This window comes from Sphingomonas sp. MMS12-HWE2-04, from assembly GCF_044881185.1.
Lineage (GTDB): Bacteria > Pseudomonadota > Alphaproteobacteria > Sphingomonadales > Sphingomonadaceae > Sphingomonas.
On record NZ_CP173254.1, the window covers coordinates 1,904,018 to 1,925,106 of the forward strand.

General features: G+C 66.3%; 24 protein-coding genes and 1 pseudogene. 8 read left to right on the forward strand and 17 right to left on the reverse strand.

The features are described 5' to 3' along the window. Window positions 1-163: 163 nt before the first annotated feature. The 4 genes from AB2M62_RS08605 to AB2M62_RS08620 form a co-directional block, all read right to left on the reverse strand. Window positions 164-3,169 carry an autotransporter domain-containing protein gene (locus AB2M62_RS08605; RefSeq protein WP_404339405.1) on the reverse strand — a complete coding sequence of 1,002 codons (3,006 nt, stop codon included), beginning with the start codon at window positions 3,167-3,169 and terminating at the stop codon, window positions 164-166. 527 nt (window positions 3,170-3,696) lie between these two features. Then, a complete protein-coding gene (locus AB2M62_RS08610; protein WP_404339407.1) occupies window positions 3,697-3,906 on the reverse strand; it encodes a hypothetical protein in 210 nt (69 codons plus the stop codon). 93 nt (window positions 3,907-3,999) lie between these two features. Further along, the gene (locus AB2M62_RS08615) at window positions 4,000-5,043 is read right to left on the reverse strand and encodes a rod shape-determining protein (protein WP_404339409.1); all 1,044 of its coding nucleotides are present in this window, start codon (window positions 5,041-5,043) and stop codon (window positions 4,000-4,002) included. A gap of 75 nt (window positions 5,044-5,118) precedes the next feature. Then, window positions 5,119-5,787 carry a spermidine synthase gene (locus AB2M62_RS08620; RefSeq protein ID WP_404339411.1) on the reverse strand — a complete coding sequence of 223 codons (669 nt, stop codon included), beginning with the start codon at window positions 5,785-5,787 and terminating at the stop codon, window positions 5,119-5,121. Between the two features lie 363 nt (window positions 5,788-6,150). Between AB2M62_RS08620 and AB2M62_RS08625 the strand changes: the two genes are divergently transcribed. Next, the gene (locus AB2M62_RS08625; protein ID WP_404339413.1) at window positions 6,151-8,361 is read left to right on the forward strand and encodes a catalase; all 2,211 of its coding nucleotides are present in this window, start codon (window positions 6,151-6,153) and stop codon (window positions 8,359-8,361) included. Between the two features lie 101 nt (window positions 8,362-8,462). Here AB2M62_RS08625 and AB2M62_RS08630 read toward each other — a convergent pair whose 3' ends face one another. Genes AB2M62_RS08630 through AB2M62_RS08655 form a run of 6 tightly spaced genes read right to left on the reverse strand, consistent with a single transcriptional unit; the run spans window position 8,463 to window position 12,224 of the window. Next, window positions 8,463-8,639 carry a hypothetical protein gene (locus AB2M62_RS08630; RefSeq protein WP_404339415.1) on the reverse strand — a complete coding sequence of 59 codons (177 nt, stop codon included), beginning with the start codon at window positions 8,637-8,639 and terminating at the stop codon, window positions 8,463-8,465. Between the two features lie 59 nt (window positions 8,640-8,698). Next, complete coding sequence (locus tag AB2M62_RS08635) at window positions 8,699-9,277, reverse strand: SAM-dependent methyltransferase (protein WP_404339417.1); 579 nt, start codon at window positions 9,275-9,277, stop codon at window positions 8,699-8,701. After that, window positions 9,274-9,924: a PIG-L deacetylase family protein gene (locus AB2M62_RS08640; protein ID WP_404339419.1), complete on the reverse strand. Its 651-nt coding sequence runs from the start codon at window positions 9,922-9,924 to the stop codon at window positions 9,274-9,276. The genes AB2M62_RS08635 and AB2M62_RS08640 overlap by 4 nt, the downstream gene beginning before the upstream one ends. Continuing rightward, the gene (locus AB2M62_RS08645; RefSeq protein WP_404339421.1) at window positions 9,921-10,901 is read right to left on the reverse strand and encodes an acyl-CoA dehydrogenase; all 981 of its coding nucleotides are present in this window, start codon (window positions 10,899-10,901) and stop codon (window positions 9,921-9,923) included. Before AB2M62_RS08645 ends, AB2M62_RS08640 begins: the two co-directional genes overlap by 4 nt. Further along, entirely contained in the window at window positions 10,898-11,956 is a 1,059-nt protein-coding gene (locus AB2M62_RS08650) for a glycosyltransferase (protein ID WP_404339423.1), read from the reverse strand. The genes AB2M62_RS08645 and AB2M62_RS08650 overlap by 4 nt, the downstream gene beginning before the upstream one ends. 58 nt (window positions 11,957-12,014) lie before the next feature. Then, window positions 12,015-12,224: a hypothetical protein gene (locus AB2M62_RS08655; RefSeq protein ID WP_404339425.1), complete on the reverse strand. Its 210-nt coding sequence runs from the start codon at window positions 12,222-12,224 to the stop codon at window positions 12,015-12,017. Here AB2M62_RS08655 and AB2M62_RS08660 point away from each other — a divergent pair. Continuing rightward, on the forward strand, window positions 12,223-13,596 hold the full coding sequence (locus AB2M62_RS08660) for a diguanylate cyclase domain-containing protein (RefSeq protein WP_404339427.1): 1,374 nt from the start codon (window positions 12,223-12,225) through the stop codon (window positions 13,594-13,596). The genes AB2M62_RS08655 and AB2M62_RS08660 overlap by 2 nt on opposite strands. A gap of 473 nt (window positions 13,597-14,069) precedes the next feature. Here the strand turns inward: AB2M62_RS08660 and AB2M62_RS08665 are convergent, their stop codons facing one another. Continuing rightward, window positions 14,070-14,150: a hypothetical protein gene (locus tag AB2M62_RS08665; protein WP_404339869.1), complete on the reverse strand. Its 81-nt coding sequence runs from the start codon at window positions 14,148-14,150 to the stop codon at window positions 14,070-14,072. Window positions 14,151-14,195: 45 nt separating this feature from the next. Beyond that, the gene (locus AB2M62_RS08670; RefSeq protein WP_404339429.1) at window positions 14,196-14,495 is read right to left on the reverse strand and encodes a hypothetical protein; all 300 of its coding nucleotides are present in this window, start codon (window positions 14,493-14,495) and stop codon (window positions 14,196-14,198) included. Window positions 14,496-15,019: 524 nt separating this feature from the next. On the opposite strand from AB2M62_RS08670, the gene AB2M62_RS08675 reads away from it, so the two are divergent. Both AB2M62_RS08675 and AB2M62_RS08680 read left to right on the forward strand, forming a co-directional pair. Next, entirely contained in the window at window positions 15,020-15,274 is a 255-nt protein-coding gene (locus tag AB2M62_RS08675; protein WP_404339431.1) for a hypothetical protein, read from the forward strand. Then, entirely contained in the window at window positions 15,271-15,519 is a 249-nt protein-coding gene (locus AB2M62_RS08680) for a hypothetical protein (protein ID WP_404339433.1), read from the forward strand. The genes AB2M62_RS08675 and AB2M62_RS08680 overlap by 4 nt, the downstream gene beginning before the upstream one ends. A 22-nt stretch (window positions 15,520-15,541) precedes the next feature. On the opposite strand, the gene AB2M62_RS08685 is transcribed toward AB2M62_RS08680, so the two are convergent. Then, window positions 15,542-16,501, reverse strand: a complete 960-nt coding sequence (locus tag AB2M62_RS08685) for a helix-turn-helix domain-containing protein (protein WP_404339435.1) — start codon at window positions 16,499-16,501, stop codon at window positions 15,542-15,544. Window positions 16,502-16,748: 247 nt separating this feature from the next. Between AB2M62_RS08685 and AB2M62_RS08690 the strand changes: the two genes are divergently transcribed. The 3 genes and pseudogenes from AB2M62_RS08690 (at window position 16,749) to AB2M62_RS08700 (ending at window position 18,544) form a co-directional block, all read left to right on the forward strand. Beyond that, window positions 16,749-16,979, forward strand: a complete 231-nt coding sequence (locus AB2M62_RS08690; RefSeq protein WP_404339437.1) for a hypothetical protein — start codon at window positions 16,749-16,751, stop codon at window positions 16,977-16,979. Between the two features lie 3 nt (window positions 16,980-16,982). Then, window positions 16,983-17,507, forward strand: coding sequence for a gamma carbonic anhydrase family protein (locus AB2M62_RS08695; protein WP_404339439.1), 525 nt, complete (start codon window positions 16,983-16,985; stop codon window positions 17,505-17,507). 96 nt (window positions 17,508-17,603) lie between these two features. Continuing rightward, window positions 17,604-18,544: pseudogene (locus tag AB2M62_RS08700) on the forward strand (NAD(P)H-dependent flavin oxidoreductase). Window positions 18,545-18,577: 33 nt separating this feature from the next. Here the strand turns inward: AB2M62_RS08700 and AB2M62_RS08705 are convergent. Together AB2M62_RS08705 and AB2M62_RS08710 are read right to left on the reverse strand one after the other, a co-directional pair. Further along, window positions 18,578-19,042: a DUF1465 family protein gene (locus AB2M62_RS08705; RefSeq protein ID WP_404339441.1), complete on the reverse strand. Its 465-nt coding sequence runs from the start codon at window positions 19,040-19,042 to the stop codon at window positions 18,578-18,580. Between the two features lie 75 nt (window positions 19,043-19,117). Then, a complete protein-coding gene (locus AB2M62_RS08710) occupies window positions 19,118-19,315 on the reverse strand; it encodes a YdcH family protein (protein ID WP_404339442.1) in 198 nt (65 codons plus the stop codon). A 168-nt stretch (window positions 19,316-19,483) separates the two neighbouring features. Here AB2M62_RS08710 and AB2M62_RS08715 point away from each other — a divergent pair, with 168 nt between their 5' ends. Beyond that, a complete protein-coding gene (locus AB2M62_RS08715; protein WP_404339444.1) occupies window positions 19,484-19,636 on the forward strand; it encodes a YdcH family protein in 153 nt (50 codons plus the stop codon). A gap of 88 nt (window positions 19,637-19,724) precedes the next feature. Here the strand turns inward: AB2M62_RS08715 and AB2M62_RS08720 are convergent, their stop codons facing one another. Together AB2M62_RS08720 and dksA are read right to left on the reverse strand one after the other, a co-directional pair. Then, on the reverse strand, window positions 19,725-20,102 hold the full coding sequence (locus AB2M62_RS08720) for a PilZ domain-containing protein (protein WP_404339446.1): 378 nt from the start codon (window positions 20,100-20,102) through the stop codon (window positions 19,725-19,727). A gap of 126 nt (window positions 20,103-20,228) precedes the next feature. Then, window positions 20,229-20,696 (reverse strand): RNA polymerase-binding protein DksA, encoded by a 468-nt coding sequence (dksA, locus tag AB2M62_RS08725; RefSeq protein WP_404339448.1) that lies wholly within the window; start codon window positions 20,694-20,696, stop codon window positions 20,229-20,231. Window positions 20,697-21,089: the final 393 nt, after the last annotated feature.

The window sequence follows — 21,089 nt, forward strand, 5'->3', positions numbered from 1 at the left end:
GGGCGATTGTGAAACCTGCGGATCCCCCGCTCCCCTAAGCGGATCCCCCCTCTCCCCTAGGACGCGCGATGCGTGGCAGCCGCGCGGCGCGCTACCCCCGCCCCCGCGCTCCGAACGCAGCCGAACGCAGCCGCTCGCAGCCGATCGCCCCGCGGCTCCGCGGTCAAAATGCCAGGCGCAGCCCGAGCGACGCACTATGTCCGGTCCATCCGTTGGCGAACTGGCCGCGATAGCCGACGAACCCGGTCCAGCTCCCGCGATGACCGGTGAGATCGGCGCCGACAACGAGGCTGTCCTTGCCAAGCCCCGCACGATTCCCCGCAAACACCGTGCCGTCCTCGGCGATCAGGCGCATGTCGGGGCCGTCGGCGCCGGTGCTGCGGCGATAGCCGAGCAGGACATCGGGCACCCAGCGCGTGCCGTTGCCGGTTTCGAAGGTGCGCGCGAGCCCGATCTGGGCAAAGGGCGACGCGAAGGTCTTGTCGTCTTGCTTGCCGGACAGGGCGAAGGCGCTTGGCACGCTGCCGCTTTCGCGAAAGCCCTGGCCGGTCAGTTGAGTCACGGTCACGCCGATCGCCGGCGTGATGGTGGTGCCCGCGACGACCAGCGCGGCCGATGCCTGGACGCCGCCGGTGAGCGCATCCATGTCATAGCGCGCGCGGGCCGGGCCGATGCCGGTCTCGCGGCGGCTTCGCTGCCAGCCATGCGAATAGCTGGCGACGGCCGACAAACCGATGCCGCTTATCGTCTGCGAACCATAAAGGCTGAGCCGGGCAATGTCGCCGCGGCCGCTACTGCCGCCCGCATCGTCGAGCCAGGTCGCGTCGTATCCGGCAGCAACGCCAAGCCGCCCGCCCTCGCCGATCGTCGCATCGGCGCCGATCTCCACGCCCGCGGAATGCGCGCGGAACTGCGCCCGGTCCGGTGCAGCGCTGGCGCCCAGCGTGCTGCCCGTCGCCTCGATCCAGGCGCGCTGCCGCTGATCGCCCGATAGCGCGAAATTATAGAAGGGACTGCCTCCGCCATCGGCCTGGCTGCGGCCCAGCAATTCGCTCGCGCGGCTCTCATTGATCGTTGCGAAGGCAAAGGCCTGCGCGCTGAACAATCGGGCTTCGCGCGGTGCGACTGCGATCGGGGGCGTGGGGGTCGGTGTGGGGGTTGGCGTCGGCGTGGGTGTGGGGGTGGGTGTGGGTGTGGGCGTCGGGGTCGGCGTGGGCGTCGGCGTCGGCGTCGGCGTGGGAGTCGGCGTCGGCGTGGGCGTCGGGGTCGGCGTGGGGGTTCCCAGCACCAGATTGGCTTCCCGCGCGGTATAGGCGACGCTCACATCGAGCCCCGCCGGCGCGGTGGTGCCGGGCGCGTTCGCCACTGCCGTGAAGGCGCCGCTCAGCGTGGTCTGGCCATTGGAGCCGCTGGTGAGGAAGGTCCGCGTTCCCGCCGTGTAGGTGCCGGGCGCCCAGGCGAAGGTGACGGTCCCCGCCAGTGCCGCGGTTCCGGTGACGGTGATCAGGTCGATCGCCGTCGGGCTCACCCCGACGATCAGATTTCCGGTCGACGACTGGCTGAACGTGCCGGGCATCAGCACCCGACGCCCTGCGATGCCGGAGCCGTTGAGGTTGAGCAGGCCGGCATTCTCCACCGAAGTGCCGAACGAGGTTCCGAAGGTCCCGTCCGCCATCACCACGATGCTGGAAGTGGGATCGATCGTAATGCGCGCATTCGCCTGGATGCCGCCGGTCAGGGTCCAGGTCGAGCCGTTCAGCAGATTGATCGTGCCCCAGCGCAGGATATTGGTATCTGGCGTCGGATCGTTCGACGAGACCCCGCGCCCGGTAAAGGTGGTGCCGACGAAATTGAGCGTGTCGATCGCATTGCCTTCGATGCGCTTGACGGTCGCCAGGTCGGCTGCGCTGCGGCCGGTAATCGTCAGCGTGCTGGCGGTGGTCAGGTCGTTGCCCAGCACGTTGCTCAGATTGCCGTTCAGCGTGCCGCCGTTCCAGTTGACGTTGATCCCGCCGCTGAACTGCACATTGCCGGTCACTGCGCCGTCCTGCAGCGTGATCGAGCTGCCGATCTCGGTAGCGAGGATGGCAACGTTGCTGCTCGAAGCGACGATCGTGCCGGTGTTGAGGATGCTGGTGACGCCGCTGCGCGCGGTGATCGATCCGTTGACGCGGCCGGCATTGGTGATCGCATTGCCGGTCGTGAGCGGCGAGCCTTGCGTCCGCAAATGGTCCATGTCGATATTGCCGGTCACCACGGCGCCCTGGCCGATCGTGATCGTCGATCGCGAATTGCTCGCCGGGCCGTCATTGCCGAACGTCGTGTAGGTGGCGATCGCGTTCATTTGCGGTGCCGTCGGGCTCGCATTGACCTGGCCGTTGACCGTCACGGCGATCGTTCCGGTGCCGCTGGCGGCGATGCCGCCATCGGCCGTGATCGCGCCGTTCAGCGTGACCGAGACGTTGCTGCCCGTCCCGCCGCCAAGCCCGAGCGATTGCGCCACAATCCCATAGCCGAGGCGCGCCTTGTCGATGACGTTGCCGTTGACCAAGATATCCACTGCGCCGCCCAGCGCGCTATTGGCGCTCACATTGATGACGCCCGGAGCGCCCTGGCTGAGCAGATCGGTATAGGTTCGCGTCGCGTCGCCGTTCAGCGTGATGCTGGTCGATCCGGCGCCGTTGGACAGCACGCCGATCGCACCGGTGATCCCGCTGATCCTGCCGCCGGCGGCGACGGTGATGGTCTTGTTGCTCGCCGTGGCGGAAGCCGAGCCGAGATATATCCCATATGCCGTGCTGGACGGAATCAAGCCGGTATTGGCGATGCTGCCGTTGGTCGACACGGTGATGTCGCCGCCAGCCGCTGCGACGAAGGACAGGGCGACCGCCGAACCGCTGACCGCGGTGTGATTGACGTCCTCGAAGCTGCCCGGCGCCGACACCGCGATGCCGCCGGAGATCGTCGTATCGGGAGCGGTCCGGATCACCACCGGCGTGCCGGGAGGCGCCGTCGGCGTCTGCAGCGTGGTGATCGCGCCGGAGCAGAGGAAACTGCCGTCGGGTTGGGGCGCGCAGCTTTGCGCCTGGGCATGGCCACAGCTCGCAAACAACCCGGCAAGCGTCGACGCAGCCAGCAGGTGCCGGCGCACTAGAATACGGTCGCTCATCATTTTCCCCTCGCGTCGTCCATCGGGAACACCCGGTGTCGTGGCGTTGGCCCGACGCCTAGGCGCTCCCCGCGCCGGCCGCCTCCACCTAACGGTGGAGGCGATCGCTCGGCCGGCGCTGCTCGGTTCGCTTGGAAGGCGAACTGGCGGAAGCGATCGCTATCGCCCTGCCCGAATGGACCGGCCCGTCACGGGCCCCGCGCGGGCCCCGGCAGCATGGCGCGATCACGCGCGGCACGGAGGCGCCTTTGATGCGGTTGCACATCTTTACTCCACTCGATGCGTTGCGAGCGGGCCGGGGCACTGTGCCGGCTCGATCGTTGCCGCTGTCGTGGAGCAACCCGAGCGGCACCGCGCTCCTCATTTGAGTAGGGATTGCAGTGCGGAGAAAATTTCGCGCGCCGATGGGGCGGGAACGCAGTCGCGGTTCCCCGTCCGCGGCGCACGCGCGCCGATGTTGGGCACGCGGCGTGCGCGCGTCGATGTCGGGCAGTGCGGCTATGCCGCGGTTGCCGGCGGCCGTGCCGCTATTTGGTTGCCACGTCCGCTGCCTCGCCGCGGAATTGCTCGCGCACGAAGAGTCGCGCCGCGGCCTGGGTGCGGAAACCATCCTCCAGCACTTCGGACGATACCAGCGGATAGCCTTGCGAATTATAGCGTGTGGTGCGGACGGTGATGCGGAATACGCCCTGCTCGTCCTTGAGGATGAGATAGGGGCGGACGGGGACTCGCGACATTGAAAGCTCCTTTTTGCGGTGTCGAAGGGCCAGGAGCCGAGACTGGATCAAGCGTGCGGCATCAGATGTGGGCAGATGTGGGCGTGCGGGCGGTCAGGAATTGGTCATCACGCCCTGATAGACAGGGTCTTCCAGCGCGCGGCCCGCGCCGATCGCCACGCAGGTCAATGCGTTTTCGGCAACGATGACCGGCAGCCCGGTCGCTTCCGCAAGCACTTCGTCCAGCCGTGCCAGCAGGCTTCCGCCGCCGGTCATGACGATCCCTTGATCGCAAAGATCCGCCGCCAGTTCGGGCCCCGTCTTCTCCAGCGCCGAGAGCACCGTCTGGACGATCTGCCCCACCAGATCGCTCAGAAATGCGGAGACATCGGCTTCGCTCACCGAGATTTCTGCCGGAACGCCGTTTACCAGGTCGCGCCCCCGCACTCGGATCAGCCTGCCCTGCCCGTCCGCGGGCGCCTTGGCCGAGCCGATCTCGACCTTGATCCGCTCGGCGGTGGATTCGCCGATCATCAGATTGTGCCGGCGCCGAATGCCCGATGCGATCGCGTCGTCCATGCGGTCGCCGCCCACCCGCACCGAATTGCTATAGGCCAGCCCGCGCAGCGACAGGATCGCGACTTCGGTAGTGCCGCCGCCGATATCGACGACCATCGCCCCGATCGGTTCGGTCACCGGCAGGCCCGCCCCGATCGCCGCCGCCATCAATTCCTCGATCAGATGCACCTTGCTGGCGCCTGCGTTGGAAGTGGCCTGCTGGATCGCGCGGCGCTCGACCATCGTCGCGCCCGACGGGATGCAGATCGCGATCGTCGGGCGGCGCGGCAATCGGCTGGGGCCGCCATGCGCCTTGTCGATGAAATGCTTGATCATCTTTTCGGCAATGTCGATGTCGGCGATGACGCCGTCGCGCATCGGCCGGACGGTGTGGATGTATTCGGGCGTCTTGCCCAGCATCAGCTTCGCCTCCGCGCCGATCGCGCAGACGCGGGAAACGCCGTCCACGGTCTCGAGCGCGACGACCGACGGCTCGTTGAGCACGATGCCCTTGCCGCGCACGCATACGACGGTGTTCACGGTGCCGAGATCGATCGCCATGTCGTTCGAGGCGAGGGAGAAGATGCGGGACAATCCCATCGGTAACGGGTCTCTTTTAGCTGGTCTCGGCGGTTTTCGCGCGAGTGGGGCGTAACGTCGCGGGGGCGCGGCGTTCTATCGGGGCTTGGCGGCGAGCCAGATCGTATAGGGCGTGCGTTCGCGCCCGATGGTCGCGGGCACCCGCACTTCGTCTACCATAAATCCGGCCTTGTGTAGCCGGTCGACAAAGGCGTCGTCCGCATAGGCCGACCAGATCGCCAGCACGCCGCCCGCGCGCAACGCGGCAAAGGCGGCGCGCAGGCCCCAATTGCAGTATAGGCGGTCATTGGCGTCCTGGATGAATCCGTCGGGCCCGTTGTCGACGTCGAGCAGGATCGCGTCGAAGCCCTGGGGGGCGTTGACGATGACGTCGTGCACGTCCCGGATCTCGAGCTCGACGCGCGGGTCGGCGAGCGTGTCGCCGAAGAGATGCGTCAACGGGCCGCTCGCCCATGTCACGACCTTGGGGACCAGCTCCGCCACGACGATCGACGTATGGGCGGGCAAGATCGCCAGGGCGGCGCGCAGCGTGAACCCCATGCCCAGGCCGCCGATCAGCACGCGATCCTGCTGCAGCCCCATCCGCTCGCAGGCCAGCGTGGCCAGCGCCTTTTCGGATCCGAAATCCAGGCTGCCCATCAGTTCGTCTTCGCCGAACTGGATCGAGAAGTCCGGGCCGCACCGCATCAGGTGCAGCTGGCCTCCCCCGGGAATGTCCGCGGTGTCGATGCGCTCGACGGGCATCATGCGGTCGCCGCTATCGATGTCGCCGCAGGGATACAGATCGTGCGGTGTGCGCGTGCGCGGCGCGTTCGTCTAATGTGGGGGATGCGGAGTTCCTGTGGCGGCAAAATGAGGACGGGCCAGGCGGTGGCCTTTGGACGTTGGTCACGTCCTGGCGGCGCTGACAAGGATTTCCTGCCCCTGCCGCCCCGCCCCGCCCCGCCGCCGGCCCGGATAAATCGTGATGATCCAGGTTAAGCCGGTCCGCGCCGCAGCAACTTCGCCGTGCCTCCGGGGTTTGGACCCGTAACTACGCCCCGGCGTCGCCAAAGCCTGTCCGTCGGGCAAGGTCGCCTTTTGCCCCTATCGACAAGGACCGCTGCCATGCCCAAGACCCCTGCGCCTTCTGCAAAGCCGAAAAATGCCAAGCCCGCGGCCGATCCGGGCGGCGCCGATATCGGCGGGGAGTCGCCGCAAAAGGCGTCGCTGCCGCCCGCCGATGCGGCGATTTCGCATGTCTATGGCGAGACCCAGGGCAGCGGCGGCGAGACCCATCAGACCGCGCAGGGCGAGGTCGCGGTGCTGACCACGCAGCACGGCATCCCCGTCGCCGACGACCAGAACAGCCTCAAGCAGGGCCCGCGCGGCCCGACGCTGCTCGAAGACGCCCATTTCCGCGAGAAGATCTTCCATTTCGACCATGAGCGCATTCCCGAGCGCGTCGTCCATGCCCGCGGCTATGGCGCGCACGGCTATTTCGAGCTCACCGACAGCCTCGCCGATGTCAGCCGCGCCGACGTCTTCCAGCGCGTCGGCGAGCGCACCCCGGCCTTTGTCCGCTTCTCGACGGTCGCCGGCTCGAAAGGCTCGCCCGATCTCGCCCGCGACGTGCGCGGCTTCGCGGTCAAGCTCTACACCCAGCAAGGCAATTGGGATCTCGTCGGCAACAACATCCCGGTGTTCTTCATCCAGGACGCGATCAAGTTCCCCGACCTGATCCACGCCGCCAAGCCCGAGCCCGATCGCGATTTTCCCCAGGCGCAGACCGCGCACGACAATTTCTGGGACTTCATCAGCCTCACGCCCGAGAGCATGCACATGGTCATGTGGATCATGTCCGATCGGACGATCCCGCGCTCGCTGCGCACGATCGAGGGCTTTGGCGTCCACACCTTCCGGCTGCTGGATGCCGAGGGCAAGTCGACCTTCGTCAAGTTCCACTGGAAGCCCAAGGCGGGCCTCCAGTCGGTCGCGTGGAATGAAGCGGTGAAGATCAACGGCGCCGATCCCGATTTCCATCGCCGCGACTTGTGGGATGCGATCAATTCGGGCGATTTCCCGCAATGGGAACTCGGCGTCCAGCTGTTCGACGATGATTTTGCCGACAGCTTCGACTTCGACGTGCTCGATCCCACCAAGATCATCCCCGAAGAGCTGGTGCCGGTGCGGATCGTCGGCCGGCTGGTGCTCGATCGCGTCGTCGACAATTTCTTCGCCGAGACCGAGCAGGTCGCGTTCCTCACGCACAATGTGCCGCCGGGGATCGATTTCTCGAACGATCCGCTGCTCCAGGGGCGCAACTTCTCGTACCTCGACACCCAGCTCAAGCGCCTCGGCGGGCCCAACTTCACCCATCTGCCGATCAATGCGCCGAAATGCCCGATGGGCAATTTCCAGCAGGACGGCCACATGGCGATGCGCAATCCCAAGGGCCGCGCCAATTACGAGCCCAATAGCTGGGGACCGACTGCCGGCGGCCCGCGCGAGGATCCGGTGCGCGGCTTTACCAGCTATGCCGAGGCCGCGGACGGCCCGAAGCAGCGCGTGCGATCGGAAAGCTTTGCCGACCATTACAGCCAGGCCCGCCAGTTCTTCACCAGCCAAGCGCCGATCGAGCAGAAGCATATCGGCGACGCACTGGTGTTCGAGCTGAGCAAGGTCGAGCGGCCCGACATCCGATCGCGGATCGTCTCGCACCTGCGCAACATCGACGAGACGCTCTCGGCAACCGTCGCCGACGGGCTCGGCATCGACCTGCCCGAACCCGCCCAGGCGGCCCGCCCGACGATCATGGACCTGCCGCCGTCCGACGCGCTCAGCATCGCCAAGAACGGTCCGGGCAGCTTCGAGGGCCGCAAGCTCGGCATCCTGCTCACCGACGGCGCCGACGCCGCGCTGTTCAAGGCGCTGATCGGCGCAGTCGACAAGGCCGGCGCCGTCTATGAGGTGATCGCCCCCAAGATCGCCGGCGCCACGCTCTCCGACGGCACCAGCGTCGCGGCGAAGCACAAGGTCGATGGCGGTCCCTCGGTCCTGTTCGACGCCGTCGCCGTGCTGGTCTCGGATGCCGGCGCCGCGCTTCTCGCCGGCGATGCCGCCGCCAAGGACTTCGTCACCGATGCTTTTGCCCATTGCAAGTTCATCGGGCTGAGCAAGGAAGCGCAGCTCTTGTTCGAAAAGGCGGGCATTGCCGACGATCTCGACGAAGCCTGCCTGCCGCTTGCCACCGCCAAGGACGCCAATGCCTTTGTCGCGGCGTGCGGCGCGCTGCGGCATTGGCCGCGCGAGATGGCAGTCGATCTCGACGCAAAATAACCCTCGAACGACGGCCGGAGCGATCCGGCCGTCGCCTTTTGGCAGAAGCCAACAAAAAACCCCCGCCGAAGCGGGGGTTTCTGTTTGCCGAGTTCGGCGCGTTACTGGCCGGTGCCGGGTTCGGTGGTCTTCGGCGCCTCGCCATCCTCGATCCGGCCTTCGTTGCGCAGATCGCGGCCTTCCTGCGCCTTGCGCTTCGCCTCGGGCGAATCGCCATGCTCGAAAATCTCTTCCTTCACGAAGCCGGCGGCTTCCTTGAGCTTGCCTTCGATGCTCATGTTCATGTCCTTCTTTGCAGTCGGACTATCAGCGCACGAGCGGGCAAATGGCTCCGCGCTCAGCGCAATCTACACGACAGGACGCCCCAGCGCGCCGTCCGCCGCACGATGCGGCACGTCCAGTCGGCCCCACTCGCGTGCAGGAAGCGCGCATGGATGCCCTCGGCATGCTGCGCGAAATCGTAAAAGGTGATGCGATGGTGCGCGAGCACCAGCACGCCGCCCGGCCGCAGCCGCGCCGCCACCTGCTGCGCCAGCACCGTCATGTCGCGCGGGCTGAGATAATACAGCAGCTCGGCGATGACGATCGCATCATAGCGGGCCCGCGGTGGCGGATCGGGGGCAACGAGCCGGAACGCCCGTGCCCGCGGCGCGCGGTCGGCGATCGCCGTGCGGACCAGTTCGGTGCCCTGCTCGGTCGCCTCGGTGGCATCGAGCCGCAGCGCCCGCCGCGCCAGCGCCGCGCTGTTCGATCCGTTGCCCGCGCCAAGCTCGAGCATGCGTCCGCTGACGCCGGGCGCCAGAGCGTGGAGGATCGCGGCGCGCTTGCACGCCTCGTCCCGGTTCTTCCAGGTTTGCCAGGGATCGGAATCCTGCGCGAATTTTTCCGCGAACCCCGCGAGCGTGATCGGCTTCATGCCAGCGCCACGAAAGATTCCGCCGGGCGGACAAAGGCGCGCAAATGGCGGTGGGTCAGCGCGAAGCCGGCAACGGCATCGGTGATCGTTCCCGTCTGCGTCCGATAGCTCAGCACCGCGCGGCGCTTGGCAGCGCGCGCCGCGCCATCCAGCGGCACCCGCCAGCGATGGCTGCGCCGCCGATCTTCGGGCCACACTTGATAGCCCAGCCGTTGGCCGCCGTTACGCCGCCGCCTGTCGAGCGCTTCGGCGACGGCTCGATGATCGGGATGCGCATCCGCCACCACCGGCCCGACGATCACCCCTGCCCGGCGGCGCGCCGCCACCAGCGCAAGCGCGCGGTCCAGGTCGCCCGCGTGTCCGGCAAGTCCGCCATCGGGCAAATCGAGGAAATGCACGGCGGGCGGCGTGATCCCGAGCGTCCGCATCGCCCGCAAGGTCTCGCGGCGGCGCGCGCGCACCAGCCTGGCGTGCGGCCAGCGTGCGCTGCCGGGATGCGAGGCGCCGCCATCGCTCGCCACGACGATGGTGACTCGCCCGCCGGCGCGCATCGCAGTGCGGATCAGCTGCCAGGCGCCGATCGTCTCGTCATCGGGATGCGGCGCGACCACGAGCAGGCCGCGCGACAGGGTCGTCGCGGATATCATAGCGAAGGCGACAACAGGCCCGCCGCAACTGCGGCGCCGGTGCGCGCGCGCTGCGCATCGGGCGCCGGCTGGCGAAGATAGACGTTGAGGTCCGAAAGCGTCGCCGAAAGCCGGTGATCGAGGAACATCGCCTGGACCCCGATCGCCGCCTGCGCCAGCGTCAAGGCCCGCTCGCCGGCCTGATAGACCGCGACGCGGGCAGCTGCGGTGCGGGCAATCGTCCCCTCGCTTTCCTCCACGCGCCAACCCCGGGCCGCAGCCGCGACGGCATCGGCCGCGGCCTGGGCGCAGAGATAGAGCTCGGCAAGGCGCGCGGCCTGATGGGGATCTTCGGCGCGGCCGGATTCGAGAAGATGCGCGCGGACCTGGTCGACGATCGCGGCAATGCCACCGGCCTGCACCGCGGCAAATCGGATCGCGCCACCGCTGAACCACGGCTCGCCAACATAGTCCCCCGGCGCGCCGATGCGTGCTTCGGCGGGAAAGGGGGCATCCCAGCGCACGAGATGGGTTTCCGAACGCTGCATCCCCGTCACCCGCCACCATTCGGTGTCGATTGCCGGCGGCAGCGCGGTCAGGTCCAGCAGGAGCAGCTGCCGCCGCCCGTCCGCATCGATGCTCACCAGCGCGTGGCTGAGCACGCCCGCGCCCGAGGCAAAGGCCTTGCCGCCCACGAGCCGCCCGTCGGCAAGGCGCAACGGATCGCCCGGAAGATCGGCATTCCACACCCCGAAGGCGCCCCCGGCGCGGGCGATTGCGGCCGCCGCGTTCGCCTGCGCCCCGGTCCCGTAACGCGCGACGATCTGCAGCGCATCGACATGCCCTTCGAACAGCCGGCCAAGCGGCAGGTCGGCCCGCCCGATGCGGTAGAGCAGGCGCAACAGGCGCAGCAAAGCCTCAGGGGTGGGCGGATCGGCCAGCTCGGCGAGTTCCGACGTCAGTCGAGCGATCTCGCCGCGATCGATTGCCGCGCTCATGCCGCGCCCGCGAGAAACGCCGGCGCGCGTGCGGCGAGCAGCGCCTCGGCATGGTCGAGCGAGACCAGCCGCATGCCGTTCGGCGGCGCTCCGACGATGCGCGCTGCAAAGGCCTCGCCATTCACGCTCGCCGCCGCAGTCCGCAGCAGCTCGTCTTCGCAAAGGCGCAAGGTCGGTGCCAGGGAGCGTACGTCGTCGCGCTCGAACGCGGCACGGGCTTCGGCCTGCATCGCAAAGCGCCACGCATCGTCGTCGGGATGCGTCACTTCCGGAAGCCGGTCGGCGGCATCGAAATGCGCCAGCGCGGTGGCGAAACCTACGGGCGCGCGCCCGTCGCGCCGGCTGGAGGTGCGGACCTCCACCCGCGCATCGCGGCGCACACGATAGCCGCCCCGCATCGCGGCATCGATCATCGCGGCATCTTCGCCGCTGGGCAATTCGGGGAAACCACCCAGCGCGCGATACACCGGTGCGCGGAATCCCAGGCTCGCGCCACTGCCCCAATGATGGCTGTGCATGTCCTCCCAGGGCACCGGGTCCAGGCTGCGGCGCAAACCGTGCAGCCGGTCGAAATAGCGCGAGACATGGTGCTGGTGATCCGCTGTGGCATCGCGCGTGATCCGGCCGGCGACGATGTCCGCCTCCGCCAGCGCGGCGCAATTGGCCGCAACCCAATGGGAATCCGGCGCGCTGTCGGCGTCGGTCGTCAGGATCAGGCCCGCCGGCGCCGCTGCCATCGCCAATCGCATCGCCCGCGCGCGTGCCCTGCCCGCATTGGGCGAAGCTGCGTCTGCACACGCCTCGGTTATCACCGGGAAGGGCAGGCCAGGCGCCAGGCTCGCGACCAGCTCGGCGCTTCCATCGGTGCAGCCGTCGAAGAACAGGCATAGCGAAAAGCATGGCGCCCCATGCTGCGCGCGCAACGCGTCCAGCAGCCGCGGCAGCCGCTGGACTTCGTTGCGAACCGGCACCCCGATCGCGAGCGGAAGCCCGGCATACGATATTGCCTCCTGCCCGCCGGCCGGCTTGGCAGGGCGCTCCTGATCGAATTTCACTGGATATGCGCCCCTGCCCCGCTTTTCCGATCCGTCAGGCTGCCCATGCACAGCGTCGTCAGCGTCGGCCGCGCAAGGTGTTGAGAAGGGCAAGCCCGGCGATGCCGAGAAAGGCCGCGCTGGTCCAGGGCCGCGCCTTGGCGAAACTCTTGGCCTTTTCCGTGATCGGCGCGTCGCCCGAAAAATGCGCGCGGATGTCGTCGGTGAGCGCCGTCTTGCCGTTCGATACGGGGGTGTCGTTCGCGATGGTGTCGATGGGATCGGCCATGAAATTCTCCCTGAGGGCAGGCAGCATGCCCGCGTCGGCATCCAAACGCCCGAAGGGCGCCGCGGTGCCGCAGCGCAAAACATTGGGCAGGATGGGCGATCGCCCCCGGGAGTTTACCGGAGGCGGGTATCGAACCCGCATTAAGGTCGGCACTGCAGAATATCGCGCTATGCGACGTTCGGATCTCCTTTCCCTGCAGAAATCCGTGCGCCGCAGCCGGGCGGCCCGCGCCGTACCCGAGCCGGTGTATCGCCAGCTCATCGATATTCTTTTCGGGATGACGCTGCCGGTCTTCGGGCTGGCGATTGCCTTTCTGGCGGTCGGCATCTTGGCGGCTATCGCCACCAGGGATTGGACGATCATCGGCCTTTTGGTGATGGGTGGGGTGGTCACCGCCGGGCGGCTGTTGACATTCGTCGCCTATCACCGCGATCCGGCACCCGGCCGGCTCGCCTTGCGTCGTTGGGAGCGCCGCTATGCCGTGGGAAGCTATGCGTTCGCGCTGTTGCTCGCGGGCTTCAACCTGCGCCTCCTTTGCTATCACGAGCCGCTGCTGCATCTCCTGAGCGTCAGTCTGGTCTTTGGCTATGGCGCCGGCATCGTGGCGCGGATTTCGGTCCGGCCGGTGATCTGCGTGACGAGCCTTGCGCTCGCCATCGCGCCGACGATCGCCGGGCTGTTCGCGCATGCCTTTTCCGATCCCGTCGCGCCGATGCATCTCGAACTCTATCTGCTGGAGGCGCTGCTGCTCACCGTCATCGTGGCGCTGAGCCTGCAAACCGTCGGTCACCTGTATCGCGCGACGATCAGGCACCTCACTTCCGAGCACGACTTCGCATGCCTGGCCAAGCGCGATCCGCTGACCAACCTGGCCAACCGGCTGTTGCTGCGCGAGCGTTTCGACGAGAGCTGCGCGGCCGCTGCGCGGGCGGGCTCGCAGGTCGCGGTGCATTGCATCGATCTCGACGGGTTCAAGCCGGTCAACGACACCCATGGCCATCCGGTCGGCGATGCGGTGCTGCGCGAGGTCGCGGCCCGGCTGGCGGACGCGGTCCGGGCGCAGGATTGCGTGGCGCGCGTCGGCGGCGACGAGTTCGTCGTGGTCCAGGCAGAGGTGCGGCACGGCAGCGAGGCCGAGCTGCTTGCGCGTCGTCTGATTGGCGCAATTCGTGCGCCCTATCGCATCGGCGAGCGCACCATCCGGATCTCGGCCAGCATAGGTATCGCAGTACTCCACGATGTGAACGCCGACCTAGAACAAACCCTCACCCGTGCCGACGCGGCACTGTACCGCGCAAAGAGCGGCGGTAAGTCTCGCGCTCGCTTAGCGCCGGCGACGTCGGGGCTCGATCAGCGGCACGCCGCGGCCTGACCGAGCCCGCCCGCAGGCAGCACGGCCGAGCCCCTCGCGCTCGTCGAGCACCGAATTGGGCCTGCCACCGCGCACCGCGCCGCCGATCCGGGCGTGTGGGAAGGCGCGATCGGGCGTCGCACAACGTGCACTATATTTGGCGGTAGCATCCGTCACGCCCCACGCTTAAGCGCTTCCTGAGCCATCATCGCTTTCAAGCTACCGCCGCTGCCTCCCCTCGATCCGCTGGCCGGCGACCGGGTAGATGATGTTGCAGCAGGCATAGCCGAGCGGAAACTGGCCGTCGGCTTGATGAAGGCGACCGGCCGCAGCGTTTCTTTGCGCGAGAGGCTGCCGCAGGGCACAAACACTAGGTCCCACGCCCCGGCTCGAGCCCGTTATGGTGGACGCGGAGGTCGCGGATCGTCATCTCGCGGGTGACGAAGGGATCCTCCATGCGGAACCGCGGCATGTAATCGATCATCTTGCCGTCCTTAGCCGATCTTGCCCTGATCGACGAGCAGGGCGAGCGTAGTGGCGGTGATCGCCTTGCTGGTCGATCTGGTCTGAAAGATGGTGTCGGATTCGACCTTGGCGGCGCCGCCGAGCTTGCGAAAGCCCTAGCCCCGAGCAAGCGCGGTCTTGCGATACTCTCCGATCGCCACGGTGATGCCGGGCGCGCCGGTCGCCTTTCGCAGCGCCTCGACCTTGGCGCCGAGCCGGCAGGCGGACGGAGCACCGGCAGAATAACGGCTGCGCCGATGATGTGTAGCTGGAATAAGGCACCCCGCCCGATGCCCAGCGGGTCCAAGTCGCGGGGTGGCTAAGCCGTTGGCGATGCGGTCGCGAAACTTCGCCAGGCTGAGAATCAGGTGCAGCGCATAAACGCCGTAGAACAGGAAGGAGACATATTTAAACACGCCCTCGACCGCGGAATTGCCCTGGCGAGGATGACGATCGCGAGCAGCAGCGCGCCGACAAAGCTCGGCCAGCCGAACATCGCCGCGCCGATCGCCCCGCGCTTGCCCCGAACACCGCGAGGATCAGCACGACGAACAGCACATACGCGATCTCGAACGCGATCCAAGCTGGGCGAGCAGATCGGTAAAGAAGGCGCGATAGTCGAGCGCGCCCGCGCATAGGCGGAGGTGGTGGCGGCCGCCGCGCTCCAGGTCAGCATCGCCAGCAGCATACCGGCAAGGCCGCCCAACGGCCCCGGGGGGCAGGAAATATTCGGCCAGTTCGCGCCCGGTGGCGTAGCCGTCGCCGATATCAGCGCCGTCACTCTCTTGAGTTTGATTGAGACGTGATGATCCCGTTCAGAAAAATGTCAAACCAAGTGACCTGCTCCCCAAAACGCCTCCAGTCATAACTGGAGTCCGAGGTTATCACCGTGCCCTTGCGAGCGGGGCTGCGCAGCCGGAATGGCTGGGCGCTCAAGGAAATGAGCGCGCGCAGCGGTATCTCCGTGTTGACGCTATCAAGGGTCGAGCATGACCCGCTGACGCTCACCTATGACAAGCTTCTTCAGCTCAGCCAGCGGCTCAATATCCGCATGTCGAAGCTATCACCGAGAATGACTCGCCTGCCCAACCGCCGGCGATCAAACGGCGCAGCATCGGCGGTCTACGTGCACACAGCGAACTGCAACCATTATTACCTCTGCACCAACTGCACCGGAAGCGAACGATCCCGGTGATCACCCACGTGCGCGCCAAGTCGGTCGAGGAGTTCGGCGATCTCCTCCATCATTCGTGCGAGGAGTTCATCCACATCGCCAGCGGCCGCATCGTCATCCACACCGAAGTCTACGATCCAATGACCCTGGAGGCGGGCGACCCGATCTATATCGGTTCGAACATGGGCCATGCCTACGACACGGCGACGGCTGCGACGACGCCGTGCTACTCGGCGTTTTCTCGAGCGCCGAGGACCGGTCGATAGACTCGCTACTCAACCTTCACGGTCAGCGGCCCGCAAATCCCCGCGCTCGGCAGTCACTTGGCGTCTCGCCAAAACGCGCGCGGAACAGCCGGCTGAGATGGGCGGCATCGCTAAAGCCAAGTCGCTCGGCAATGTCGCCAATTCGCTCGACGCCGCCGGCGAGCAAAGCGGCGCGTGCGGCATCGAGACGGGCGTTGCGAATATGCGCCTGCACCCCGCCTTCCTCATCGAACAAGCGGTGGAGCGTGCTGCGCGAGACCCGAAGACGTCGGCAGAGCGTCGCGACGCTGAGCATCGGCGACCCGAGATTGTCGCGGATCTCGTTGCGCGCGCGCATCGCCAAGGTGGAGGCGAGCGCTGCGGCCATGCCGCTTTCGGCCCGCCCGGTCGAATGGACCGCCAGGACGAGCAGGTCGAGCAGCGTGCGGCCGGCAAAGACGCCGTGGTGTGCCTCCATGTGCGGCAGCGCCTGGCGCAACTGGAGCGCGTGCGAGCCAAGCATCGCGGCAGTATGCGGCGCCAGCATCAGGCCATGTAGCTCGCCGACGTCCAGCCCGGCATCGAGCGCCATCCGTCGCGGAAACAGCAATTGGATCGAGAGGCCGTCGGTCGATTGGTGGACCGACACTTGTGCGAGATCGACGAGGATCGCACCGCCGGGTACCTGGACGACATCGCGCGCACCCATCCTGCCCTGTGCATGGATGTCGATGCTGATATTGACCCCCAGGGCGTCGTGCTCGCGGCGGCGCGCAATCGTGGCGCTACGCTCCCAGCGCTGTCCGCTGATCGAGGCGAAAATGAGTTGGACCTCGCCGAGCTGCACCTGCGCGCTCTCAACGCCGAACGGAGTCAGCGGTCGCGTCTCGTACAGCGGCGCGAGGCTCGGCCAGAACCGGTTTTCCCAGGCTTCGTGGCGTTGCCCTGGCGCGATGTCGGCCGACGAATAGTGATGAAAGCGAAACTTCTGCGTGGCTGGCACGCGATTCTCCCGAATCGGAAGCCCACAAGAACGCGTGGAAATCCGCACAGTGACGCAGAATTACTAAAACGCGGACCCTGCCCCATCGCCGGCACCGACGGCAAGTGGAAAGCTTGCTGAATTTTTAGTCGGGCTCATGGGCAAGGCGAGACCAATTCGCGTTGCACTGCGGTAGTCCGTAGTCTCGGGGCATTGAAGCGTTAACCTTGTCGCGGTAATCCGGCCTTGGGAAATTCGGGTGGGATCGATGACTGACTTTTTCGTGTTCATGTATGCGATGACGACAGGCTTCGTGCTGCTGGCAATGCAGCGCAACCATAAGCTCGCCAAACCGAACCCGCAGATGGTGACGATGGTCGGCTGGGGCTTGTTCTCGCTCTCTTCGACGCTTGCGGTGCTGATGGGGGCGGTTGCGCTGGCACTTGCGCTCGGACTGCACATGCCATTGCCCGAGGGCTTCGACGCCGCGCTGTTCTGAGCCGTGCCGCTTTACGCGATCGCCGGCCAGCAACCCCATATCGCTGACGACGCCTGGGTCGCGCCGAGCGCCGACCTGATCGGCGACGTCCATCTCGCAGCGCTCGCCAGCGTCTGGTTTGGCGCCGTGATCCGCGCTGACAACACGCCGATCCTCGTCGGCACGCGGACCAACATCCAGGAAGGCGCCATGCTCCACTCGGATCCAGGCGCGCCACTCACCGTCGGCGACGACGTGATAGTGGGGCATCACGCCATCCTGCATGGCTGCACGATCGGCGATCGCTGTCTGATCGGCATGGGCGCCACCATCCTCAACCGCGCGGTGATCGGCGAAGATTGCCTGGTCGGGGCCGGCGCACTTGTGACCGAGGGCAAGGTCTTTCCGGCCGGCCATCTGATTGTCGGAAGCCCGGCGCGGGCAGTGCGACCACTCGACCACACGCAGAAGGCGATGCTCAAGGCGTCTGCCGCTCTCTATGCGACCAAGCAGCGTGAATATGCCCGGGGGCTGACGCGAGTCGATTGAGCCTCGCGGGCGATTGCACCTCGGCGCCAGCCCGGCTTCCGTAGCGTCGGTCGCCTCGGGCTCGACACGCCTTTGCGTTGCGCTACAAAACCTACCATGGCCCTGCCCCCGCTCTTCGATCGCCTGCGTCTTCCCGTCATCGGATCGCCGCTCTTCATCATCTCGGTGCCCGATCTGGTGATCGCGCAGTGCAAAGCGGGGATCGTCGGCTCGTTCCCGGCGCTCAACGCGCGGCCGCAGAGCCTGCTCGACGAATGGCTGCACCGGATCACTGAGGAGCTCGCCGCCTGGGATCGCGACCATCCCGATGCGCCCGCGGCGCCGTTCGCAGTCAACCAGATCGTCCACCGCTCGAACGACCGGCTCGAGGCCGATCTCCACACCTGCGCCAAGTGGAAGGTGCCGATCGTGATCACGTCGCTCGGCGCACGGCCCGACCTCAACGACGCGGTCCACAGCTGGGGGGGATCACGCTGCACGACGTGATCGACGACCGTTTCGCGCACAAGGCGATCGAGAAAGGCGCCGACGGGCTGATCCTCGTCGCGACCGGCGCCGGTGGCCATGCCGGTCGGCTCAACCCCTTCCCCTTCGTCCAGGAAGTGCGCGAATGGTTCGACGGGCCAGTGATCCTCTCCGGCGCGATCGCCACGGGTCGTGCGATCCTGGCGGCGCAGGTTCTCGGCGCCGACCTAGCCTATATCGGCTCTCCGTTCATCGCGACAACGGAGGCCAACGCGGTCGACGCCTATAAGCAGGGCATCGTCGCCGGCCGCGCGGCGGACATCGTCTATTCGAACCTGTTCACCGGCGTGCACGGCAATTATCTGCGCGCCTCAATCGAGGCGGCGGGGCTTGACCCCGACAAGCTGCCCGAAAGCGATCCCAGCGCGATGAACTTGGGTGGGGCCAAAGCCTGGAAGGAAATCTGGGGATCGGGGCAGGGCATCGGCGCAGTGACCGCAATCGAGCCCGCCGCTGTCAAGATCGAGCGAATGAAGACCGAATATGCCGCGGCGCGGACCGCGATTCGGTAGCGTTATTCTAAATCTGCAGCGCTGCCGGCAGGTCTAGAACGACGCCGCGAGGCGCTCGATCATGCTGAGCGCAGGGCTGCTGCCGGGCGCGATGGGATCCTCCAGCGAAATGTCGAGCCGCGCCACCCGGCGATGCAGCTCGATGCTGGTCGAGATGATCGCATGCGCCTGGCGCGGCATCGCGGCGAGGGTCGCGGGGTCCGTCTCGGGCGCGTCGCCCAGCCGACGCGACGGCGACAGCGCATCGCGCGGGGTGAGCTCGCCGGCATCGACCGCGCGCTGGGTGAGCAGCCAGGCGATGATATGCATCAGCCGCGTCGTCACCTTGAGCAACTCGCAGGAAAAGGCGACTCGGTTTAGTGCCTCGAGCGCCTCGCGCTCGTCCCGCCCGACCACGTCGAAATAGGCCCGCGCCTCATCGGCGAGCAGCATCGCCTCGACATAGAGGGAGTCGACCAGTTTGCGGTGGATCCGCGATGCGTGCTGCTTTCCGGTCATGTTCCCGATAAATGCCACAGGGGCGCCGGCAACAAAATGCTTAATATCGTGGAGCCTGCGATCCCGTGCCGAGCGTCACGCAATGATGTCGGGGATCAGCTGATCCTCGAACATCGCGATCTCATCCCGCAGCTTGAGCTTGCGCTTCTTAAGGCGGGCGACCTGAAGCTGATCCGCAGTGCTGGTGCCCAGCAACGCATCGATTGCCGCATCGAGGTCGCGATGCTCGATGCGCAGTGCCTCGAGCCTGCCCCGAATCTCGCTCTCGTCCATCCCGCCCCCTAAGCCAGCTACACGGACCTGCACCAAGGCGCGGGGCGCCGCAACGGATCATCGCGCGTTTTCGACGAACCGTCGATCCCGCAATTTTGGGGAGGCGACAAGCACACAAAAAGCTGATTTATTGAATCCCCCCGGCGCCAAATAAGGAGGAACGCTTCCATGCAGAACGCGCATCATGCGGCACTTAACGCCAAGCATACGATGCTGGATCAGCGAATCGCTGCCGAGACGCAGCGCCCCTTGCCCGATCAAATCCTGATAGCCGACCTGAAGAAACGCAAGCTGCGCGTCAAGGAAGAGCTCGGCCGCTAAGCCGGCAATCCACAGCTTTTTCTTTCCATATATTGCTTTGCGAGGTGTGGCCTACGGGCTGCACCTCGCCTCGCCGTCGCGCGAATTGTCAGCGACGCGGAAGCACTGGCTTGGTGTACGCCGGAGTAGTGGTCCCCTTTCCCACGGGCTTGCGCGCCAACAATGGATCGATGCCATGCTCGAAGGCCACGCCAACCCGGCCATCCGTGGCCCAGGCAATATGCCCACGCACCCAGCCCACGCCACGCACTTCGATCTCGACGGGAGTCATTGGCAACACGGGTCCGGAAAATTCGGCCATCAACCCGCCTGACGAGAGATTGCGTACGCGGACCTGCTCGATCTGCTCGCTGCCCGACACTCGAAACTGTGCGGTCAGCATCAGGCTATCGCGCGAACCGGTACGCTGCCCGGCAAAATCCTCCGCCGAAAGCGTCTGGGAAGAGTCGTAGGAAATCTGGTCCATCTCGCTACTCGAACGCTAATTTCATTGCGCCCGAATACACCAGCAATCCTTATCGAAAGCGAAACGTCCCGGGCCCGCGGCCATATCGGCCATAAAAAAGCGGCGCCCGGCCGCTTACTATCGTATCTATTCCTCGCGCGAGACCTTCTCGTTGCGCTCGTGACGCTCTTGCGCCTCGACCGTCATCGTGGCGATCGGCCGCGCTTCGAGCCGGCCGAGCGAGATCGGCTCGCCAGTGACTTCGCAATAGCCATATTCGCCTTCGTCGATCCGGCGAATCGCAGCGTCGATCTTCGAGATCAGCTTGCGCTGACGATCGCGCGTGCGCAGTTCGATCGACCAGTCGGTTTCACTCGAAGCGCGATCGGTGAGATCGGCCTCGCGCAGCGAATCGGCCTGCAGTTGATTCAGCGTTCCGGCAGCTTCGCGATAGATCGCATCCTTCCACGCCAGCAGCTTTTCACGAAAATATTCGAGCTGCCTAGGGTTCATGAAGGGTTCGTCGGCGCTTGGCCGGTAACCGTCGGCGCCGTCATTCGCTGCGTCAGGCACTATCTTACCCGGTTCGTCGTAACGATCCAATACTGTAGCCATCCCCACTCTCCAACACCCGGTCGCCGAGTGGCCAAGCCGCTAGACGACCGCCTTTTGCCCGAGGGCGCTATACTTTCGCGCGCGACCGTTAACAAGTAGATCATTGAGGGCGCAACGCACATAAATTGCCCCATAATCAGTGGGAAATTAGCCATTGCTGAACCGTTTGGCCGATGCTCGCCCGAAACGATCGACGCCCCGCCTGATGGTTAAGGAAAAGCGGACAAAGTTGTACCGCTTCCGGACGTTAACCATGGCTTGTCCGGCCTCTTACTCGGAAAACACACAAGAACAGGGTTAACAGCGGTTAATCGCCTTGCGCTTAATCGTTTGTTTCGCACTCTGACTCCATTGAGCAACGCGAACGCCATCAGGGCGCACGCCAGCAATGGA

Bases quoted from the DNA above. Each gene is read 5' to 3' on its own strand.
- AB2M62_RS08605 (WP_404339405.1), bottom strand. From the start codon at position 3,169: ATGAGCGACCGTATTCTAGTGCGCCGGCACCTGCTGGCTGCGTCGACG.
- AB2M62_RS08610 (WP_404339407.1), bottom strand. From the start codon at position 3,906: ATGTCGCGAGTCCCCGTCCGCCCCTATCTCATCCTCAAGGACGAGCAG.
- AB2M62_RS08615 (WP_404339409.1), bottom strand. From the start codon at position 5,043: ATGGGATTGTCCCGCATCTTCTCCCTCGCCTCGAACGACATGGCGATC.
- AB2M62_RS08620 (WP_404339411.1), bottom strand. From the start codon at position 5,787: ATGCCCGTCGAGCGCATCGACACCGCGGACATTCCCGGGGGAGGCCAG.
- AB2M62_RS08625 (WP_404339413.1), top strand. From the start codon at position 6,151: ATGCCCAAGACCCCTGCGCCTTCTGCAAAGCCGAAAAATGCCAAGCCC.
- AB2M62_RS08630 (WP_404339415.1), bottom strand. From the start codon at position 8,639: ATGAGCATCGAAGGCAAGCTCAAGGAAGCCGCCGGCTTCGTGAAGGAA.
- AB2M62_RS08635 (WP_404339417.1), bottom strand. From the start codon at position 9,277: ATGAAGCCGATCACGCTCGCGGGGTTCGCGGAAAAATTCGCGCAGGAT.
- AB2M62_RS08640 (WP_404339419.1), bottom strand. From the start codon at position 9,924: ATGATATCCGCGACGACCCTGTCGCGCGGCCTGCTCGTGGTCGCGCCG.
- AB2M62_RS08645 (WP_404339421.1), bottom strand. From the start codon at position 10,901: ATGAGCGCGGCAATCGATCGCGGCGAGATCGCTCGACTGACGTCGGAA.
- AB2M62_RS08660 (WP_404339427.1), top strand. From the start codon at position 12,223: ATGAAATTCTCCCTGAGGGCAGGCAGCATGCCCGCGTCGGCATCCAAA.
- AB2M62_RS08655 (WP_404339425.1), bottom strand. From the start codon at position 12,224: ATGGCCGATCCCATCGACACCATCGCGAACGACACCCCCGTATCGAAC.
- AB2M62_RS08675 (WP_404339431.1), top strand. From the start codon at position 15,020: ATGAGCGCGCGCAGCGGTATCTCCGTGTTGACGCTATCAAGGGTCGAG.
- AB2M62_RS08690 (WP_404339437.1), top strand. From the start codon at position 16,749: ATGACTGACTTTTTCGTGTTCATGTATGCGATGACGACAGGCTTCGTG.
- AB2M62_RS08705 (WP_404339441.1), bottom strand. From the start codon at position 19,042: ATGACCGGAAAGCAGCACGCATCGCGGATCCACCGCAAACTGGTCGAC.
- AB2M62_RS08710 (WP_404339442.1), bottom strand. From the start codon at position 19,315: ATGGACGAGAGCGAGATTCGGGGCAGGCTCGAGGCACTGCGCATCGAG.
- AB2M62_RS08715 (WP_404339444.1), top strand. From the start codon at position 19,484: ATGCAGAACGCGCATCATGCGGCACTTAACGCCAAGCATACGATGCTG.
- AB2M62_RS08720 (WP_404339446.1), bottom strand. From the start codon at position 20,102: ATGGACCAGATTTCCTACGACTCTTCCCAGACGCTTTCGGCGGAGGAT.
- dksA (WP_404339448.1), bottom strand. From the start codon at position 20,696: ATGGCTACAGTATTGGATCGTTACGACGAACCGGGTAAGATAGTGCCT.